The 15792-nt window shown below is 52.1% G+C and carries 14 protein-coding genes and 3 pseudogenes; 6 read left to right on the plus strand and 11 right to left on the minus strand.

Annotated elements, in window-relative coordinates:
• The first annotated feature begins 80 nt into the window (after positions 1–80).
• From JCM2850_RS00965 to JCM2850_RS00980, 4 genes and pseudogenes are all read left to right on the plus strand, one after another.
• Complete coding sequence (locus JCM2850_RS00965) at positions 81–494, plus strand: CHASE sensor domain-containing protein (protein ID WP_025869431.1); 414 nt, start codon at positions 81–83, stop codon at positions 492–494.
• A gap of 221 nt (positions 495–715) precedes the next feature.
• Positions 716–1941: pseudogene (locus tag JCM2850_RS23680) on the plus strand (putative bifunctional diguanylate cyclase/phosphodiesterase); the annotation flags it as partial.
• Between the two features lie 110 nt (positions 1942–2051).
• Entirely contained in the window at positions 2052–2579 is a 528-nt protein-coding gene (locus JCM2850_RS00975; RefSeq protein ID WP_025869432.1) for a PepSY domain-containing protein, read from the plus strand.
• Between the two features lie 293 nt (positions 2580–2872).
• The gene (locus JCM2850_RS00980) at positions 2873–3064 is read left to right on the plus strand and encodes a YjfB family protein (RefSeq protein ID WP_025869433.1); all 192 of its coding nucleotides are present in this window, start codon (positions 2873–2875) and stop codon (positions 3062–3064) included.
• Between the two features lie 177 nt (positions 3065–3241).
• Here the strand turns inward: JCM2850_RS00980 and JCM2850_RS00985 are convergent, their stop codons facing one another.
• The 6 genes from JCM2850_RS00985 to JCM2850_RS22205 form a co-directional block, all read right to left on the minus strand.
• Positions 3242–3706 carry a hypothetical protein gene (locus JCM2850_RS00985; RefSeq protein WP_025869434.1) on the minus strand — a complete coding sequence of 155 codons (465 nt, stop codon included), beginning with the start codon at positions 3704–3706 and terminating at the stop codon, positions 3242–3244.
• Positions 3707–3970: 264 nt separating this feature from the next.
• Positions 3971–5341, minus strand: a complete 1371-nt coding sequence (locus JCM2850_RS00990; RefSeq protein WP_025869435.1) for a sigma 54-interacting transcriptional regulator — start codon at positions 5339–5341, stop codon at positions 3971–3973.
• The gene (locus JCM2850_RS22195; protein ID WP_234406010.1) at positions 5338–5691 is read right to left on the minus strand and encodes a hypothetical protein; all 354 of its coding nucleotides are present in this window, start codon (positions 5689–5691) and stop codon (positions 5338–5340) included. The genes JCM2850_RS00990 and JCM2850_RS22195 overlap by 4 nt, the downstream gene beginning before the upstream one ends.
• Before the next feature lie 226 nt (positions 5692–5917).
• Complete coding sequence (locus tag JCM2850_RS22200) at positions 5918–6208, minus strand: sensor histidine kinase (protein WP_369384817.1); 291 nt, start codon at positions 6206–6208, stop codon at positions 5918–5920.
• Positions 6145–7158: a sensor histidine kinase gene (locus JCM2850_RS16215; RefSeq protein ID WP_234406011.1), complete on the minus strand. Its 1014-nt coding sequence runs from the start codon at positions 7156–7158 to the stop codon at positions 6145–6147. Before JCM2850_RS16215 ends, JCM2850_RS22200 begins: the two co-directional genes overlap by 64 nt.
• Before the next feature lie 14 nt (positions 7159–7172).
• Positions 7173–7352 (minus strand): hypothetical protein, encoded by a 180-nt coding sequence (locus JCM2850_RS22205; RefSeq protein ID WP_234406012.1) that lies wholly within the window; start codon positions 7350–7352, stop codon positions 7173–7175.
• A 204-nt stretch (positions 7353–7556) separates the two neighbouring features.
• Between JCM2850_RS22205 and JCM2850_RS01005 the strand changes: the two genes are divergently transcribed.
• Positions 7557–8036 (plus strand): dihydrofolate reductase, encoded by a 480-nt coding sequence (locus tag JCM2850_RS01005; RefSeq protein ID WP_025869437.1) that lies wholly within the window; start codon positions 7557–7559, stop codon positions 8034–8036.
• Between the two features lie 131 nt (positions 8037–8167).
• Here JCM2850_RS01005 and JCM2850_RS01010 read toward each other — a convergent pair whose 3' ends face one another.
• The 4 genes and pseudogenes from JCM2850_RS01010 to gnd form a co-directional block, all read right to left on the minus strand.
• Positions 8168–10408: an arginine/lysine/ornithine decarboxylase gene (locus tag JCM2850_RS01010; RefSeq protein ID WP_025869438.1), complete on the minus strand. Its 2241-nt coding sequence runs from the start codon at positions 10406–10408 to the stop codon at positions 8168–8170.
• A 111-nt stretch (positions 10409–10519) separates the two neighbouring features.
• Positions 10520–11085: pseudogene (gene dcd / locus JCM2850_RS16220) on the minus strand (dCTP deaminase).
• Between the two features lie 132 nt (positions 11086–11217).
• Positions 11218–12692: pseudogene (zwf, locus tag JCM2850_RS16225) on the minus strand (glucose-6-phosphate dehydrogenase).
• 65 nt (positions 12693–12757) lie between these two features.
• On the minus strand, positions 12758–13669 hold the full coding sequence (gene gnd / locus JCM2850_RS01025; RefSeq protein ID WP_025869439.1) for a phosphogluconate dehydrogenase (NAD(+)-dependent, decarboxylating): 912 nt from the start codon (positions 13667–13669) through the stop codon (positions 12758–12760).
• Between the two features lie 124 nt (positions 13670–13793).
• Between gnd and pgl the strand changes: the two genes are divergently transcribed.
• Complete coding sequence (gene pgl, locus JCM2850_RS01030) at positions 13794–14501, plus strand: 6-phosphogluconolactonase (RefSeq protein ID WP_081774913.1); 708 nt, start codon at positions 13794–13796, stop codon at positions 14499–14501.
• A gap of 137 nt (positions 14502–14638) precedes the next feature.
• Here pgl and apbC read toward each other — a convergent pair whose 3' ends face one another.
• A complete protein-coding gene (apbC, locus tag JCM2850_RS01035; RefSeq protein ID WP_025869441.1) occupies positions 14639–15727 on the minus strand; it encodes an iron-sulfur cluster carrier protein ApbC in 1089 nt (362 codons plus the stop codon).
• Between the last annotated feature and the right edge of the window lie 65 nt (positions 15728–15792).

The raw sequence follows: 15792 nt of genomic DNA on the forward strand, positions 1-15792 counted from the left end.
AGGTAGTGCGCGCTGCCTGCCAGCTATTTTGTGTTTGCCGAAACATGACTTAATAAGCTCGGCCATTTTTGGGTTTAGTAATGTCTGATAAGCAAGCTGCACCCACCATGTTGCGAATGGCACATATTCTGGCCGTAGGTCTGGCCCTGTTGATTGCGACTTTCTCATTGGTGGGCATGGAGTACGCCTCCTTGCGCAATAGCATGACCAATAACATGCAGGTGCAGATGCGCATCATGGCGCACAATATTGCGCAATCGCTGGTGGCAGGGGAGCGGGAGGTGGCCACTGAGGTGTTGTCTAGCCTGGCAGCCTCGCCGGAAATTGATGCCGCAGTGCTGTATGGCGCGCAACAAAATATATTTGCCGAATATAAACGCAAGGGCAGCCTGCCGCAGGCTTTGCAGATGCGCGGTTTGATGCAGCATCAGCAGGGCACGGATTTGCATAAGAGCGAAGTCTGGCAGCCTGTGATGTATGAAGCATGCAGATAGGGGTGCTATATCTGCGCGCCAACCTCAAGCGTCTTTATACACAGTTGCTCTGGTATATAGGCACCACGGTGATGGTAATGCTGGTGACGTTGTTTGCTGCGGCCAGCTTGCTCAATCGTTTGCAGCGGGCGGTGCACAGTGCGGAGGAGCGTGCTGGCTTTCTTGCCAATTACGATACGGTGACTGATCTGTTCAACCGTCATGCCTTCAATCAGCGTTTTCAGACGCTGCTGCATGAAGCGCGCAATAACAACACCATGCTGGCGCTGCTGGTGTTTGACCTCGATGATTTCAAGGTAATTAACGATAGCCTGGGCCATGACGTTGGCGATAAATTGCTGCGTTTGGTGGCGCAGCGCTTGGTGTCAGCGGCTGGGCCTTCCAATGTGGTCTATCGGGTTGGCGGCGATGAATTTGCATGATATTGAGCCAGCAGGCCGATGTAGAAAATGTGCAGCTGATCGCCAATCGCTTTATCAGCGCGTTGACTGCACCTATCGTGATCAATGGTCGCAATCTCTATATAGGCGTCAGCATAGGGGCCAGTCTTTACCCCTATGATGGTGAAGATGCCGCGCACCTATTACGTGATGCAGATGCTGCCATGTATTACGCCAAGAGCCGGGGCAAGAACAACTTCCAGATGTTCTCGGTGGAAATGCATCACAAAAGCTCTACGCGCCTGGTGCTGGAAAGTGAGTTGCGGGCTGCGCTGGAGCATGGGCAGTTTGAGCTTTACTATCAACCGCAGATTGGCCTGCCCGGCAATAAATTGATAGGCGTGGAAGCCCTGATACGCTGGCATCACCCACAACGCGGCTTGCTGATGCCGGGGAGCTTTATCCCCATGGCAGAAGAAACTGGCTTGATTGTGCCCATAGGCGAGTGGGTGCTGCGCGAAGCCTGTAGGCAGGCCATGGAATGGAAAGAAATGGGCCTGCTGCTGCGCATGAGTGTCAACCTCTCTGGCCGCCAGTTCCGCCAGGAAAACTTGTTGGCTACCATCACCCAAATTCTGCAAGCCACGCGCATGGATACCAGCATGCTGGAGCTGGAAATCACCGAAAGCGTGTTGATGGAAGATGCCGAAAGCACCATTACTCGCCTGAATAACCTCAAGGCCATGGGTCTGGAGCTGGCGATTGATGACTTTGGTACGGGTTACTCCTCCATGGCTTATCTCAAGCGTTTCCCGGTGAGCCGTTTGAAGATTGATCGTAGTTTTATACGCGATATTCCGCATGATGCCGATGATGTGGCGATTACCACAGCCACTATCCAGATGGCGCATAGCCTTAAGCTGGAAGTGGTGGCCGAGGGCGTGGAAACACGGGCCCAGCTGCAGTTCTTGCAAGAGCAGGGTAGCGACTTGGTGCAAGGCTTCTTCTTCAGTCAGCCAAAAGAAGCACATCAATTGAGCGAGATGGCGCTGGCAGGAAAGTTTTAGCGACTTATCGCTATACTAGTTTTTTGTCATATTCAATGGGAGTTTCTCCCGATTTTCATTTTTTTTATTTTATAATGGCCTCCGGTTTATTAACGAATGGAGACATAAAAATGAAAAACACCGTATTTGCATTGAGCGCACTTGTATTGGCAGTTTCCAGCAGCGTAGCCCTGGCTGACCATCACGAATTCCCCAAGAACAAGGTTGGTCTGGAAAAATGCCTGCACGCAGCCCTGCAAGCCAAGGCTGGTAATGTGGTCAAGGTTGAGTACAAGCTGGAAGGCAAGACCCCAGTTTACGAATTTGATATCGAAGCCAAGGATGGCACTGCCTGGGATGTAGAGTGCGATGCCAACTCCGGCAAGATTGTAGAAATCGAACAAGAAGTTGATTCCGCTGATCACCCTCTGTTCAAGGAAAAAGCCAAGGTTAGCGAAGCAGATGCTCGCAAGACTGCACTGGCTGCTCACCCAGGTGAAATCACCGAAGTTGAATACGAAATCGAAAAGGACGGCGCTGCTTCCTACGAGTTCGATATCAAGACCAAGGATGGCAAAGAGTTCAAGGTAGAAGTTGATGCGACTACTGGCAAGATTGTAGAAGCTCATCAAGAGTTCTACCAAATCGGTAAGGAATAAAAGTTTTACGACTGGACGGACAGTCAACGCTCCCTAGGGAGCGTTTTTTTTGCCTGTCGTTTATAGATTGAGGGTGGATTAGCTTGCTAGCTGCAAACGCTATGGGCAAGGTCGCTATCTCATCGCAATCAAAGCCGTAACCAGAAAGCTAATGTCTCACCCAGCCCTCATCCTACACAAGCTAGCCCTCTCTGAGTCTACCTAAATAGTTTTTTTGCTCAAGCTCATTAAAGACTAACCACCTAGCGCCGTTAATACTTAGGTAAAGACTTGTTAAGAACCAGGAGTAAGCCATGGATGTAACTGCAATTGCCAATGTTGCGACTCAAATGTCTAACACCAAGCTACAGGCAGAGGTGGGGATGACCGTATTGAAGAAGGCCCTGGACATCAGTTCTTCCAATGCCTTGTCTTTGATTCAAGCCTTGCCTAGCCCAGCTAATCTGCCCTCACATCTGGGCCAGAATGTGAATACCACAGCCTAAGGTAAGATGAGTTGAGCAGCCAGTGAGCTGCTATAGATTTAAAAACCAAGAGATAAAAACAAAGCCCTGCAATTGCAGGGCTTTGTTTTTGGTGTAAAAAAAACAGACCTTCTCGGGGAGGATAAAGGCCTGCTGTGAGGAGCTTGTTTAGGCGATGGGCAAATACTTAAGTACTAACTAGGTATTCACCAAATGCCCGCTTTTTAGCTTCACCAGATCACCAACTGTCAATCTGGGTGCTTTGTTCTGTGTGACGGTGTGCAAGCTGCCATTATCCATCTTGACCTTGATGATGTAGGTGGCGTGACCCAGTTTAGGGGCATGCTGAGCACGATCACGATCAATTTCATAGACGTTGGCAATATCATCCTCTAGAGCGCGGATGGAGACAATAGTCCCACACTCATTACATGTCTTAATTGCAGGTGCCTGCGGTGTTACGTTAAAGCGCTGTTGTGTGGCGCTGTTAATAACCATCGCGGCATTGGGATCGCTGATTAATTCCTGTGCCAGATCTGGTCTATAAGTATGTACGGTCGGGAGCAGGCCTGTAATGGCTGCGCTGCCTAGCAAACTGAATACTGTGAGTGCAGTGGCCGCCACTAGTACCATGGGATGGGTTTTCTTGATATTGCTCGCCATGTTTTTACTCCCAACGATTAATCTTGTTTTTCTTCATCTGCCAATCTGGCTTGGTAGCTGATTTGTTGTGCTCGGCTACGGATGAGGTTTACAAAGATATAGCGAAGAGTGTGCCAACTTTATTTATTTCAATTAAATCAATGGCTTGATGATTTTTGTGCTGGGGCAGTAGGCATTTTATCTGTCTCAATTTTGAGACAGATAAAATGTCATGATTTTAAGTTTATGATTATTATATGAAAATTAAGTCTCCCCTCGGAGACATCAGACGCCAGGACTGTCGTTTTTAAATAAAGCAGGCGTTAATTGGTGGCGTTGCAGGAGTTTATAAAACTCGGTGCGGTTACGTTGCGCCAGGCGTGCGGCCTGGGTAACGCCGCCATTGGTGGCTTTGAGCAGCTTGACCAAGTAATCGCGCTCAAAATTCTTACGCGCGACTTCAAATGGCACTATGCCGCCTATATCTTCTTGCAGCGCCTTTTGAACCAGGGTGGCAGGTATCAATGGCGTGGTACATAAAACGACGGTCTGTTCTACGATGTTCTGTAATTGCCGTACGTTGCCTGGCCAGGGAGCCGCAATCAGCAGTTCCAGAGCTTCTGGCGCAAAGCCATTGAGTTTCTTGCGGTATTTGGTCGTCAGCTGATTGAGGAAGGAGTTGGCGAGCAGGGATATATCTTCGCGCCGTGCTGCCAGTGAGGGGATCTCCAGACCGACGACGTTGATACGGTAGTAAAGATCTTCGCGGAAGCGGCCAGCCTTCATTTCTTCAGCCAGATTACGGTGGGTGGCCGAGATCACGCGTACATCAATGCTGATGCTGGTGCTGGAGCCTACCGGACGTATGGCTCTCTCTTGCAGCGCGCGTAGCAGTTTGACTTGCAAGGGCAGCGGCATATCACCGATTTCATCGAGGAATAAGGTGCCACCATGGGCGGTTTGGAACAAGCCCTTGTGATCGCGTAGCGCACCAGTAAATGCGCCTTTGCTATGGCCGAACAGTTCAGACTCCAGCAAGGCTTCGGGGATGGCACCGCAATTGATGGCAATAAAAGCCTGGCCTTTGCGTGGGCTGGCTTCATGAATGGCACGCGCCAATAATTCCTTACCAGTGCCGCTTTCACCCTGAATGAATACGCTGGCATCGGAGATGGCCATCAGCTTGGCCTGGCCCAGCAGGTTTTCCATCTGCGGGCTGCGCGTGATGATATCCCGCCGCCATTCCTGATCTTCAGCGCTATCCTGATCTGAGAGTGCCCCTGTGCCTATGCGCAAGGCGGCTTCTACCTGCTGCAACAGGGATTTGCTGTCGAAAGGCTTAGTAAGAAAGCCGAATACGCCACGCTGGGTGGCATCCACAGCCTCGGGGATGGATCCGTGCGCGGTCACCATGATGACGGGTAGCGCAGGGTCGGATTTGTGGATCACATCAAACAAGGCCATGCCATCCATGCCGGGCATGCGCAGGTCGGTAATCACCAGGCTGGGACGACTGATGGCAATTTGCGACAGTGCTTCTTCTGCGTTGCTGGCGGAGATGACTTGATAGCCTGCAGCCTTGAGCCGCATGCCCAACAGTTTGAGTATGTCGGGGTCATCATCTACCGTCAGGATTTTCTTCAGGACTTCCGTCATTTACTACTGCTCCGTCCCGGGTCTTTTAGTGATTTCTGCATCATGGTCCTCTCGATTTTCTTTAGTTCGTCCAGCTTTTGCTGCAAGGCATCGGCCTTTTGCTGGTTATCGTCAGAACGTTTTTGTTCCTCGCGTATGCGCTGATTCAGCTTGCTGATTTCAGCTGCATTATCCTTGAGCAGGGAGATGATGGTGCGCTCTTCCTTGCTCAGGCGTTTTTCACGTGCCAACTCTTCAAGCAAGGGTTGTGCCTTGAGTGCATCACGCAGTCGGCTGCCAGGGTGGGCATAGATCAGCGCGGCACGGGCTTTTTGCTGGATTTCATCGTGATGGTCGGCAATTTTTTGCAAAATCAGCGCTAATTCCTTTTTTTGCGCCTCTAAACCTAGATCATTGAAATCACTTGAGAATTCTAACAGGCTGGCGGCCCGGGTTTCTACAATCTCTTTAGTGCTGCTAGGCGTGTGGGAGATGACTTTGCTGGTTTCATGCTCAATGGCAGGGGCTGGTTTGCTTGATGGGCGCAGGCTGACAGCAACACACATACGGCTAAGGGGGGGAAGAGGTACTTGGGTTTCATGAGGTCACAGCTTTCAGTGGGAGTGAAACGCGGAAATGCGCACCGCGTTCTGTAGGTAGAAGAATAATTTCGCCACCATGGGCATCAACGTATTCGCGGGCAATCGATAAGCCCAGGCCGCTACCGCTGACCAGGCTTTCATAAACACCATCGCCGCGATAGAAGGGATCAAACAGTTTGGCCTTGTCTGCTGCCATGACGCCAGGGCCGCCATCATGCACTTCTATAATGCATGGCCGGATTGCTGGGTGATGCTGATGCGGATAGGGCTGGATTGCGAGGTGTATTTCACCGCATTGGAGATCAGGTTATCGATGATGGAGTGAATTTTTTCGCGGTCGCCTTCGATCTCGGTGGGAAAGAAATCACGTTGTATGTCTATCTGCTTGTTGGCAATGCTGAGGGAGTAATCTGCCAATATTTCCTCGGCAAGTTTGGGTAGCGCAATCGTTTCCAATTTTAGCTGGGGTGTATGGAATTGCACTGCGGTATAACTCAGCAGGTTTTCTATCATTTTCTGCAAGCGCAGGCTGCTTTCACGCAAGATGCCCGCAATTTCTCTTTGCTGTGGCGTCAAGGCGCCGCCCACTTCATCACTGAGCAATTCGCTGCCTTCACGGATGGCGGTCAATGGGGTCTTGAGTTCGTGCGAGACATTACGCAAAAAACGCTGCTTTTGTTGCTCCAGCTCGTTCAGTTGTGCGCGTAGCCAATCCAGCCGTTCACCCAGGTTACGCAAGTCACCAGGCCCATCGATGCTGATGGGTTCGGTATAGTCGCCTTCGCCCAGCTTGCGTATCGCTGCATCCATATGGCGTATGGGTTGGGCGACTAAAAAGGTAATAATCAGGCCAACCAACAAGGCCACCGGAATCAAGGTCAATGTCTGCCAGAGCATAATCTGTTGAGTGCGCTCTGCGGTTTCTGCCAGGATGGCGGATTCCCGGTCTATCTGCCTGTTGTTTTCATCCAGAATATCCTGCGCCTGTGCACCCAGATCACCGAAATGGCTGACGACTTCCTCAGCAGAGGTGGCAGCAGCAGGGTGCTGCATGATGTTGTCGAACACCATGAGCTCTTGCTTGCTGAGATTGTTCAAAGCCTGTTTTTGTCGACTGCTCATGGGCAACAGGTCTAAATCCTCCAGCGCATCAACAAATTTCTCGTGCGCACGCTCGTAGTTGTCCAGCAGCAATGCATCTTCCAGCACAAAGTATTGGCGGGCACTGCGCTCCATAAAGGTGATTTGTTCTACCAGGCGCGGCTCGCACGCGTGGCTTGCACGGCCTGGGTGACGGTATCCCGGCTCTGGGTTGCCAAGCGGTCCAGATACAGCGCTGCATTACCAAAGGCGAACAGCAAAGGCAGCATGGCCAGGGCAAAGCCGATCAGCAGGAGTTTAAGGAAGGATTTTGGATAGGCTAGCTGCAAATGTGTCTTCCGATTCTTGATCTTGTTAGTGGAAAAATCTGGTGCGGATAAAATCCGCGCTTAATGGTAAACCATTAGCGCGGTAGCGGGCAGCGGAGTATGTCTTACAAGCACACCAGACGTGCAGCTAGTCGCTGCCGGGAGTTTTTACCTAGACAAATTCTTGGGTCTAGGGCTGGGGGCAAAGTCAGTATAATGTGCGCCATGACGACTTTATCCATGATAGTGGCCGTAGCGCGCGGTGGCGTGATCGGCCTCAACAATACATTGCCCTGGCATTTGCCTGAGGATCTCAAACGTTTTCGTGCCTTAACCACAGGTCACCATATCATCATGGGCCGCAAGACTTACGAGTCTCTCAATCGATTACTGCCAGGCCGTACCACGGTGATTGTTACCCGCAATACCGACTATGCGGTTGAAGGGGCATTGATTGCCCATAGCCTAGAGGCTGCGGTGGCATTGGCACAACATGACGATGAGCCATTTCTGATCGGCGGTGCCGAGCTTTACCAGCAAGGGGTGAAATTGGCGCGACGTTTATATCTGACCGAGATTGATGCGGAATTTAAGGGCGATGCTTTTTTACCTGCATTTGACCTTAGTACATGGCAGGAAACAGCCAGGGAATCGCATGTGGCAGAAAATGGCCTGCCATTCAGCTATGTCACTTATGAGCGATAGCGTGGGGCCTTGCTAGCGTAAATTCAAGCGCGGCTAGCCTTCAAACTGCCTCAGTCACAACGACCTGGCCCGTTTCCGGGCCAGGTGTCATCCAAATTCAACGCTTGCGGCAAACGTGAGTGGGGCTAGTCTTAGTTTTCCACGCAGTCCACATAGTAATGCGCCTTGCCGTCCACCACTTCCTTAACCAGGCCGTGCACATCGGTTTCAAAGCCAGGGAAGCGCTCGTTGAATTCACGTGCAAACCGCAGGTAGTTGATGATGACCTTGTTGAAACGCTCACCCGGGATCAGCAAAGGAATGCCGGGCGGGTAGGGCGTCAACAGTACGGCAGTGATGCGGCCTTCAAGATCATCAATCAATACGCGGTCTATCTTGCGATGCGCCACCTTGGCGAAAGCATCGGTAGGCTTCATGGCCGGAACCATATTGGACAAATACATTTCAGTGGTCAGACGAGCCACATCATTGGCGCGGTAGACTTCGTGAATCTGGTCGCACAAGTCGCGCAGACCTATACGCTCATAGCGTGGGTGTTTGGCAATGAACTCAGGCAACACCTTCCATAGCGGCTGATTCTTGTCGTAATCATCCTTGAACTGCTGCAGGGCAGTTACCATGGTGTTCCAGCGGCCCTTGGTAATGCCTATGGTGAACATGATGAAGAAGGAGTAAAGCCCAGTCTTCTCCACAATCACCCCATGCTCCGCCAGGTATTTAGTGACGATAGCCGCAGGAATGCCGATTTCGTCAGAAAACGCGCCGTCTACATCCAGCCCGGGCGTAATGATGGTGGCCTTGATCGGGTCCAGCATATTGAAACCTTCGGCCAAATTGCCAAAGCCATGCCAGCGTTCCCCGGCCTTGAGCATCCAGGATTCGCGCTCTTCTATGCCTTCTTCTGAGAGGTCATCCGGGCCCCAGACCTTGAACCACCAGTCGCTGCCCCATTCTTCATCTACCTTGCGCATGGCGCGGCGGAAATCCAGCGCTTCCATGATGGATTCTTCCACCAGGGCGGTGCCGCCTGGCGCTTCCATCATCGCGGCAGCCACATCGCAAGAAGCGATGATGGAGTACTGCGGAGAGGTAGAGGTGTGCATCAGATAGGCTTCATTGAACAGGTCTCTATCCAGACGGGTATCTTGAGCGTCCTGCACCAAAATTTGCGAAGCTTGTGACAGTCCTGCCAGCAGCTTGTGCGTGGACTGGGTGGAGAACACCATGGAGTCCTTGCAACGTGGTCTGTCTGCGCCTATGGCGTGGTAATCGCCATAGAAATCGTGGAAGGTGGCGTGCGGCAGCCATGCTTCATCGAAATGCAGGGTATCTATCTTGCCGTCCAGCAATTCCTTGATTTCTTCCACGTTGTACAACACACCATCGTAAGTCGATTGTGTAATGGTCAGCACGCGTGGCTTGACGGTTTTATCACCAATGAATGGATTGGCTTCCAGCTTTTTCTGGATGTTTTCCCAGGAGAATTCTTCCTTGGGGATAGGGCCAATAATGCCAAAGTGGTTGCGGGTAGGCATCAGGAAGATGGGAATAGCCCCCGTCATGATGATGGAGTGCAACACTGATTTATGACAGTTACGATCCACAATCACCACATCGCCCGGCGCTACCGTGGAGTTCCAGACGATCTTGTTGGAAGTCGAGGTGCCATTGGTGACGAAGTACAAGTGATCACAGTTGAAAATGCGTGCCGCGTTACGCTCGGAAGCAGCAACCGGGCCGGTGTGATCCAGCAGTTGACCAAGTTCATCCACCGCATTGCAGACATCGGCGCGCAGCATGTTCTCGCCAAAGAACTGATGGAACATCTGGCCCACAGGCGATTTCAAGAAGGCGACGCCACCAGAGTGGCCTGGGCAATGCCAGGAGTAAGAGCCATCGGCCGCGTAATGTGTCAGCGCGCGGAAGAAGGGCGGTGGCAGGCTATCCAGATAGGTACGGGCTTCACGCACGATATAGCGTGCAACAAACTCTGGCGTATCCTCAAACATATGGATAAAGCCGTTGAGTTCGCGCAGGATTTCATTGGGGATATGGCGCGAGGTGCGGGTTTCACCGTGCAGGAAAATAGGAATTTCCTCATTGCGGAAGCGAATTTCATCCACAAACTTGCGCAGGTTTTCCAGCGCGTGTGGTGATTCCTCGACAAATTCCTCGTCGTCTATAGACAGAATGAAAGCCGAGGCGCGACTCTGTTGCTGGGCAAATGAAGTCAAATCACCATAACTGGTAACACCCAGCACTTCAAAGCCTTCATCCTCAATGGCCTTGGCCAGCACGCGGATACCTAGGCCAGAAGAGTTTTCTGAGCGGAAATCTTCATCAATGATGACGACGGGGAAACGGAATTTCATGAGGCCTCCTAAAGGCTGCCCAATTTAAAAAAAGCGCAATATAGCACACTCAATCGCGATTCATATGAACGCGCACGACACGGGGAAACACGCCGAAAATTTAGATGTTACTTAAATCTTGGGCAGGGTCACGCCTACCTGGCCCTGGTACTTGCCACCTCTGTCCTTGTAGGAAGTTTCGCATTCCTCATCAGACTCAAAGAACAGCACCTGGGCGCAGCCTTCACCCGCATAAATCTTGGCGGGTAGCGGGGTGGTGTTGCTGAATTCCAGCGTGACATAACCTTCCCACTCAGGTTCAAACGGCGTGACATTGACGATGATGCCGCAACGCGCATACGTCGATTTACCCAGCAAACCGTCAGCACGCTACGCGGAATGCGGAAATATTCCACAGTACGCGCCAGGGCAAACGAGTTGGGCGGGATGATGCAGAAGTCATTGTTAAATTCGACGAAAGAATTGGGGTCGAAATTCTTCGGGTCGACAATGGTGCTGTTGATGTTGGTAAACACCTTGAATTCATTGGCACAGCGAATATCGTAGCCATAGCTGGACGTGCCATAGGAAACAATTTTCTCGCCATTCAGTTCGCGGATTAGCGTAGGCTCGAACGGCTCTATCATGCCGTGCTGCTCCGCCATGCGACGTATCCACTTGTCAGATTTTATGCTCATGATGCGCTTTCGCTAGAAAGACAAAAAAGCGGAGTTTGCGGGTGACGGCTTCAGTGCCACTGCCAGTGATGGCAGCAGCCTGAAAGTCACGCGTGAAACTGCGCTTTTATTAGGGTTATGGGGATAAAACGCTTACTGGTCGCCGCCCAGCGCAATGCTGTAGCGCCAGAACTGGTCTTGATGCTCGAAAATCACTTTCGATGCTTCTGGGTCGCGGCTGCCTGCAGGGTACTGATGCACAGGCTTTTTATCCTTGGCCCAGGCTTCAATCACAGGGTCTACCAGACGCCATTGTGCTTCCACTTCGCTGATGTGCAGATAGAGGGAGTTGTCGCCTTCCATCAGGTTCAGCAGCAAGGCTTCATAAGCATCAATGGTTTCGTCACCTTCTTGGCGGTTGGCACCGTCCAGCTCTATGGTGCGGGTGGCAATGTCCAAACCAGGAATCTTGGACTGGATTTCCAGCTTGATGCACTCACGTGGCTGTATGCCTATGATCAGCCAGTTTTGATCCTGACCACTGCCCAGTTGCAGCGGAGCCTTCTTGAAGCGGATAGCAATACGGGTATCAGCTTCGTGCAGACGCTTGGCGGTACGAATATAGAAGGGCACACCTTGCCAGCGTGGATTGTCGATAAACAGCTTGAGGGCGGCGTAAGTCTCTACCACGCTGCTGCTATCGCCCAGCTCTTCCAGATAGCCAGGGACTTTTTCGCCCTTGACTTCACCTGCGGCATATTGCGCACGGAAGGCGTGCTTTTCCAGTTCTTGCACAGGGATAGGACGTATGGCTTCCAGCACCTTGATCTTCTGATCGCGGATATCGTCCGGGCTCAAAGACGCAGGCTGCTCCATGGCGGTCAGCGCCAGGGTCTGCAGCACATGGCTTTGAATCATGTCACGCAAAGCGCCAGTGGCGTCGTAGAACTGCGTACGCTCGCCCACGCCCAGTTGTTCGGTATTGGTGATCTGTACGTGATCGATATGATCCTTGTTCCACAGTGGTTCAAGGATGGCATTGGCAAAGCGTTGCAGCATGATGTTTTGCAGCGCGGATTTGCAAGGTAGTGATCGATACGGTAGATCTGGCTTTCCTTGAGGTGCTTGGTGATGGAGGATTGCAGCTCTTGTGCCGACTTGAGATCGGTACCAAAAGGCTTTTCAACCACCACACGGCGCCAGTACTTGTCTTCCTGGGTCAGGCCTACGCCAGCCAGTTGCTCGACAATGGTGGCAAAATCGGAAGGACGTACGGAGAGGAAATAAGCCAGGTTCTGCGGGAAAATGGCCTCGTTGGAGAGGGTTTCTTTCAGGCGGTTAAAGGCCTGAGCATCATCCGGTGGATTGGCATGATATTGGTGACGCGCAATAAAGCGCTTGAACACTTCCTGGTCATAGCCATTCTTGAACTTGGCATCCAGCATACCCTTGATATCAGCCAGCCAGTCCTCGCGGGAAACTGGGCTGCGACCGACGGACAGAATTGTCATCTTCTCGGGCAAGCGGCCAGCCTGGTCCAGACGGAACAAACCGGGCATCAGCTTGATGCGGGAAAGATTGCCGCTGGCACCAAACAATACCAGGGTACAAGGATCTATGACTTTCATTCAGTGTTCTCTAAATAGGATTGATATCATAAAGGGCCATGCCTAGGCATGGCCTCTGGGAGGTGTTACTTGGTTTTGACTGCGTGACCACCAAACGCATTACGCATCAGCGACAGCAGCTTGTAGCTATAGCCCTTGGAATCCTGGCTTCTGAAACGTGCTTGCAAGGCCACGGTCAGCACGGGTGCTGCCACGCCTTGATCCACGGCTTCAACGACAGTCCAGCGGCCTTCACCGGAATCTGCAACATAGGGAGCAATGCTTGAGAGTTCCTGATCATGTGCCAATGCTTCAGCGGTCAGGTCAAGCAGCCAGCTGCGTACCACGGAACCATGACGCCATAACTCGGTAATCTGGGCCAGATCAAGGCCGAATTCTTCCTTGCCTTTCAGCAGATCCAGACCTTCTGCAAAAGCTTGCATCATGCCGTATTCAATACCGTTATGTATCATTTTGGTAAAGTGGCCAGAACCGACAGGGCCAACATGTGCCCAGCCACGATCTTCATGCGTGAGCGCCTTGGCAATTGGGTCAATCACGTCTGCGGCTTCCTTGCTGCCACCGTACATCAGGCAGTAGCCGTTTTCCAGGCCCCAGATGCCGCCGGAAGTACCACAGTCAATAAACTGTATGCCTTGTTCAGCCAACCAGGCACCACGGCGCTGGCTGTGCTTGTAATTCGAGTTACCACCGTCAACGATGATGTCCCCTTTGTTGAGCAGGGGCACCAGATCCTTGATCTGGTTTTCAGTGATGTCGCCACTTGGCAGCATCAGCCAGACTACTTTCTGGGGTTCGCCCGAAAGTTTTGCCACAGCATCTTCCACCGAGTTAGCGGGGATCATGCCGTTGGTCAGGGAGATCTGATTCACGGTTTCCTGGTTGAAGTCAAAACCGACGACTTCGATACCGTGTTTCAGCAGGCGGCGGGTCATATTGCCACCCATTTTGCCCAGACCTATCATTGCGAGTTTCATTGAGATTTCCTTGATGAGGATAATGCCATCTTCCTTTTGGGTAAGACTTTTGGGGTAAGATGAACTTAGTTGATAATTAAGATCAGCGTGTAGCCAGCCAATTATAACGTGAAGGTTTTATATCATGCAAAATACAACACAGTCCCTGGTGATCAATAACCAGGTAAGCCGATGGCAGGTGTTCACCGCCCAGGAAGCGCTCTATTGCAGCGCAGTGCAGCACATAGAAGAAGCGGCGCGCAATGCCATCGCCAGACACGGAAAATTCAGCATAGTGCTGGCAGGTGGCAGCACCCCCAAGAGCATTTACCAGTTGCTCCCCAAGATTGAGACCGATTGGAGCAAGTGGCATGTGTTCTACGGCGATGACCGTTGCCTGCCCCCTGAGCACGAAGAACGTAACAGCCTGATGGCGCACGAAGCCTGGCTCAAGGATGTTGCAATTCCATCTGCACAAATCCACGATATTCCGGCTGAGCTTGGCCCGGAGGAAGGGGCCAAGCGCTATGAAGAGACACTCGCGACTGTAGGAGAGTTCGATCTGGTGTTGTTGGGTTTAGGCGAGGATGGTCATACCGCCAGCCTGTTCCCTGGTCATCAATGGGATGAAAGCCGTGCTGCTTTGCCCGTGTTTGGCGCACCCAAGCCCCCGGCAGAGCGGGTTTCCATCAGTGCCAGCCGTTTGAGCCAAGCGCGCGAAGTGGTGTTTTTTGTCACTGGCGCGGGCAAGCAAGAGGCGGTAGATCAATGGCGTCGTGGGGAAAATATCCCTGCGAGCGTGATCAAGCCGCGCAACGGCGTGGATATTTACGTCTTTGGGGTTAATTTCTAAGCACAAGCTTTGAAGCCCGATCAGGATGCGAATCCTGATCGGGCTGTTTTGTCGTGCTGAATTCAGTCTTCCAGTAATTCCAATTCCCGCATTGCCAACTCCAGGCCTAAATTTATCTGGCCTGAATCTGCTAGAACTCAAGAATTCTGGATAACAATATTGGGGAATTTATTGCTGTAATCCTGGCTTAAGCCTGCCAGCTTGACGGCGGCCTTGCGGGCGATCTGGCCGTAAGTGGCTGCAATCTGGCTTTGCGGTTCTGCCACTACTGTAGGTTTGCCACCATCCGTCTGTTCGCGAATGCGGATATCCAAAGGCAAGCTGCCGAGTAATTCTGTCTGATAGTCTGCACACATGCGGGCAGCGCCACCCGCGCCAAAGATGTGTTCTTCATGGCCGCAGGCTGAGCAGATATGTGTGCTCATGTTCTCTACGATGCCCAGAATCGGAATGCCGACTTTCTCAAACATTTTCAGTCCCTTGCGCGCATCCAGCAGCGCAATATCCTGCGGCGTGGTGACGATAATGGCACCTGTGACAGGCACTTTTTGCGCCAGCGTCAGCTGAATATCGCCCGTGCCTGGTGGCAGGTCTACCACCAGATAATCCAGATCTTTCCAGCGCGTATCGCGCAGCAATTGTTCCAGCGCACCGACTACCATAGGGCCACGCCAGACCATGGGGGTATCAATATCAACCAGGAAACCTATGGACATAGCTTGTATGCCGTAATGTTCCAGCGGCTCCATGCTCTTGCCATCACTGCTTTCGGGCTTGCCACTCAGCCCCAGCATTTGCGGCTGCGAGGGGCCGTAGATATCGGCATCCAGTATGCCTACACGCGCCCCTTCGGCGGCCAAGGCCAGGGCCAGGTTGACCGCGGTGGTGGATTTGCCCACACCGCCCTTGCCAGAAGCCACGGCAATGATGTTTTTGACATTGGGAATCAAAGGCACGCCACGCTGTACTTTGTGCGAAACAATGCGGCTGCTGACGCCTACGGTGACATTGCTGACCTCGGGCAGGGCGCGGATTTGTTGTTCCACCAGTTGTCTGATTTCGGCAATTACGCTTTGCGCTGGGTAGTCCAGCACGATCTCTACCGTGACATGGCCACCATTGATGCTGAGATGACGCACAGATTTACCAGCGACAAAATCTTTGCCAGTGTTGGGGTCTATCAGGCTTCTGAGGGCATCCTGGACCTGGGTCTCGCTAAGGGGCATGACAGACATTCCTGCTCAATCGGTAATAGGGCATTCTAGCGCAAGCGGATTGCTTATGTGAAACA

The sequence above is a fragment of the Methylobacillus glycogenes JCM 2850 genome, from assembly GCF_000617925.1.
GTDB lineage: Bacteria > Pseudomonadota > Gammaproteobacteria > Burkholderiales > Methylophilaceae > Methylobacillus > Methylobacillus glycogenes.

What these genes read in the sequence shown, in the direction of transcription:
- JCM2850_RS00965 (WP_025869431.1), top strand. Translation starts at nt 81, where the DNA reads ATGTCTGATAAGCAAGCTGCACCCACCATGTTGCGAATGGCACATATT.
- JCM2850_RS00975 (WP_025869432.1), top strand. Translation starts at nt 2,052, where the DNA reads ATGAAAAACACCGTATTTGCATTGAGCGCACTTGTATTGGCAGTTTCC.
- JCM2850_RS00980 (WP_025869433.1), top strand. Translation starts at nt 2,873, where the DNA reads ATGGATGTAACTGCAATTGCCAATGTTGCGACTCAAATGTCTAACACC.
- JCM2850_RS00985 (WP_025869434.1), bottom strand. Translation starts at nt 3,706, where the DNA reads ATGGCGAGCAATATCAAGAAAACCCATCCCATGGTACTAGTGGCGGCC.
- JCM2850_RS00990 (WP_025869435.1), bottom strand. Translation starts at nt 5,341, where the DNA reads ATGACGGAAGTCCTGAAGAAAATCCTGACGGTAGATGATGACCCCGAC.
- JCM2850_RS16215 (WP_234406011.1), bottom strand. Translation starts at nt 7,158, where the DNA reads ATGGAGCGCAGTGCCCGCCAATACTTTGTGCTGGAAGATGCATTGCTG.
- JCM2850_RS01005 (WP_025869437.1), top strand. Translation starts at nt 7,557, where the DNA reads ATGACGACTTTATCCATGATAGTGGCCGTAGCGCGCGGTGGCGTGATC.
- JCM2850_RS01010 (WP_025869438.1), bottom strand. Translation starts at nt 10,408, where the DNA reads ATGAAATTCCGTTTCCCCGTCGTCATCATTGATGAAGATTTCCGCTCA.
- gnd (WP_025869439.1), bottom strand. Translation starts at nt 13,669, where the DNA reads ATGAAACTCGCAATGATAGGTCTGGGCAAAATGGGTGGCAATATGACC.
- pgl (WP_081774913.1), top strand. Translation starts at nt 13,794, where the DNA reads ATGCAAAATACAACACAGTCCCTGGTGATCAATAACCAGGTAAGCCGA.
- apbC (WP_025869441.1), bottom strand. Translation starts at nt 15,727, where the DNA reads ATGCCCCTTAGCGAGACCCAGGTCCAGGATGCCCTCAGAAGCCTGATA.